1 protein-coding gene is annotated in these 3,347 nt (G+C 68.3%); it reads right to left on the bottom strand.

The features are described 5' to 3' along the window. The coding region (locus AB0I57_RS20015) for an amino acid adenylation domain-containing protein (protein WP_358339318.1) at positions 1-3,347 on the bottom strand (3,347 nt) is incomplete at both ends.

The following is a 3,347-nucleotide window of genomic DNA, read 5'->3' as shown; positions in this document are numbered from 1 at the left end:
GGGTTGAGCAGTTCGACCAACAACTCGAAGGGCAGGTCCTGGTGGGTGTAGGCGGACAGGGCCTTGCCACGGACCTGGTCAAGGATCTGGTCGAAACGGGGGTGGTGGGACAAGTCGACGCGCAGGACCCAGGTGTTGACGAAGAAGCCGATCAGGTTGGTCAGGGCGGTGTCGGTGCGGCCGGCGATCGGGCCGCCGATGCAGATGTCGGTGCCGGCGCCGTGCTTGTGTAGCAGCACGGCGAGGGCGGATTGGGTGAGCATCGACATGGTGATCCCGTGCTGGCGGGCGAGGGCATCGAGGCGGCGGTGCAGGGTCGCGGGGATGGTGAAGGTGGCGGTGTCGCCGCGGTAGCTGGCGGTTTTGGGGCGGGGCCGGTCGGTCGGTAGGGGTGTCAAATCCGGTGCCCCGGCGAGTTCGTGGTGCCAGTACCGGTATTGGGCGGTGATCAGGCTGTCGGGGTCGGTGGTCTCGCCGAGGAGGTGGTGTTGCCAGAGGGTGTAGTCGGCGTATTGGACCGGCAACGGTTCCCACACCGGTTCGCGGTGGTGGTGTCGGTTGGTGTAGGCGTGGGTCAGGTCCCGGATCAGGGGGGCCAGTGACCAGCCGTCGGCGGCGATGTGGTGGATCAGCAGTATCAGCACGTGCTCGTCGGGTCCGGATCGGAAAACTGTGGCCCGGATGGGGATCTCGTGGGCCAGGTCGAAGCGGTGTCGGGCCGCTTCGATCACGGCCTCGGCGACCGCCTCGGCCAACTGGCCTTCGTTGAGGTCGGTGTCGTCGAGGTGGTTCCGGTCGGGGCCGGTGGCAGGGCTGAGGTCGGTGATGGGGATGTCGATGAGGGCCTGGTCGGGAGGCAGGATGTGTTGGAAGGGTTGGCCTTCGGTTTCTCCGAAGAGGGTGCGCAGGGGTTCGTGGCGGGTGATCAGGTCACCGAGTGCGGTGGTCAGCGCGTCGGTGTTCAGGGGGCCATGCAACCGCAGGGCGAGGGGGATGTTGTAGGTGGCCGAGGGGCCCTCGAATCGGTGCAGGAACCACAGTCGTTGCTGGGCGTGCGACAACGGAATGTGGTCGGGGCGTTCCTCGGTGACGAGGGCAGGACGCACCGGTCGGTTCCCGCCGAGGTGGGGGGCGAGCTCTGCGATGGTGGGGGCGTCGAACAAGACCCGGATGGGTAGTTCGGCGCCGAGTTCGGTGCGGATCCTGCTGATCAGCCGGGTGGCGAGCAGGGAGTGGCCGCCCAAATCGAAGAAGGAGTCGTCGATCCCGGCTCGGGGGACACCGAGGATGTGACCGAACAGATCGGTGAGGAGGTGTTCGTCGGGGGTGCGGGGGGCCCGGTAGTGCCCGGTGGTGTAGTCGGGGGCGGGCAGGGCTTTGCGGTCGAGTTTGCCGTTCGCGGTCACCGGCAGGGCGTCGAGGATGACGATCGCGGCGGGCACCATATATTCGGGTAGTTTGCCGGCCACATACGCGCGCAGTTGGGGGGCGAAGTCGGGGATCGGCTCGCGGTCTTCGCTCCCGGTCTCGTCCTGGTGGTTCGGGTGGGTGTGCGGGTCGAGGACGACGTACCCGATCAACCGTTTGTCATCGGTAGTGTCCCCCGCTACGGCGGATGCGTCGCCGGTGGTGGGGGTGTCGGCGCTGGTGGGGATGGGGCGGGTGATGACCGCGGCCTGTCTGACGGCCGGGTGTGAGGTGAGGGTGGCTTCGATTTCGCCGGGTTCGATCCGGAATCCGCGGATCTTGACCTGGTCGTCGGTGCGTCCGAGGAAGTCGAGGACACCGTCTGCGGTCCAGCGGACCAGGTCACCGGTGCGGTACATGCGGGTCCCGTCGGTGGCGAAGGGGTTGGGCAGGAACCGCCCCGCGGTCTGGGCCGGACGCCGGTGGTAGCCGCGGGCGACTTGTTCTCCGGCGATGTACAGCTCGCCGGGTACTCCGGCCGGGACCGGGCGCAGCCCGGTATCGAGGACGTAGGCCTGCACGGTGGCCGCGGGTTCCCCGATCGGCACCCCGGCCGCGGCACCGGGTGCGAAGTCGGCGTCGGCCACTCGGTGCAAGGTCACGTCCACGGCGGTTTCGGTGGGCCCGTACAAGTTGTGTAGCTGCGCTGTTGGCAGCGCGGTGCGGCAGTGGCGGGCGAGATCGGCGTAGAGGGCTTCGCCAGAGGCGATGATGTGCCGCAGGCCGGTGCACCGGGCGAAGTCCGGGTGCTCGACCGCGGCGGCGAGGGCGGAGGGCACGAAGTGGACCACCGTCACGCGGTGTTGCCGGATCACCCGGAGGATCTGGGTCGGGTCGCGGCCGGCGTCGGGGGGTGCGATCACCAGTCGGGCGCCGACCTGCAGGGGCCAGAACAGTTCCCAGACCGACACGTCGAACGAGATGGAGGTTTTCTGCAGCACGGCGTCGCCGGTGGTCAGGGGGTAGCAGCGTTGTGTCCAGTCCAGCCGGTTCGCTATCGCGGTGTGGGGGACGGCGACGCCTTTGGGGGTGCCGGTGGATCCGGAGGTGTAGATCAGGTAGGCCGGGTGGCCGGGGTGCAGGGGTGTGGTGCGGTCGGTGTCGCCGGGGTTGTGGGTGGGCTGGTGGTGCAGGTCGGTGGTGTCGGTGTGGATCTGCCGGATGGGGGTGGTCGGGAGGCCGGTGGCGGTGGTGGTGTCGGTGATCAGCAGGTGCGGGTGGGCGTCGTCGAGGATGTGCCCGGTGCGGTCGCTGGGGTAGTTCGGGTCGAGGGGGAGGTAGGCGGCCCCGGTTTTGAGCACAGCCAGCAATACGGTGATCAGCTCGGCGGACCTCGGGAGGGCGACGGCGATCAGGTGTTCGGGGCCGGCGCCGGTGTGGATGAGGTGGTGGGCCCACCGGTTGGCGTTCTCGTTGAGTTGGGTGTAGGTCAGGTGCTCGCCGTCGCAGGTCACGGCTACCTGGTCGGGGGTGGAGCGGACCTGGTGTTCGAACATGTCCGGGACGGTGGTGACCGGGACCGGGATCGCGTTGGCGTCTCCGATGTTGTTCCAGGTGTGGAGGATCTGGTGGCGTTCGGTCTCGTTGAGGAGGTCGATGTCGGACAGTCGGGTGTGCGGGTCGGTGGTGATGGTGTGGAGGACGATCAGGTATCGGTGGGTGAGGGTGTCGATGGTGGTGCGGTCGAACAGGTCGGTGGCGTACTCGATGGTGGCGGGGATGTCCCGGTCGGGGGTGCCGGGGTCGATCAGGTGGATGGACAGGTCGAATTTCGCGGTGCCGGTAGGGGCGGGCAGCACGGTGGCCTGTAGGTCGGGGAGGTCGAGGTCGGGCAGGGTGTTGTTCTGCCAGGCGAAGGCGACCTGGAACAGCGGGTGGTG

Origin of the sequence: Rhodococcus sp. NPDC049939, assembly GCF_040656415.1 — a bacterium.
Classification (GTDB): Bacteria; Actinomycetota; Actinomycetes; order Mycobacteriales; family Mycobacteriaceae; genus Rhodococcus_F.
This window is presented reverse-complemented; position numbering and strand designations above follow the sequence as displayed.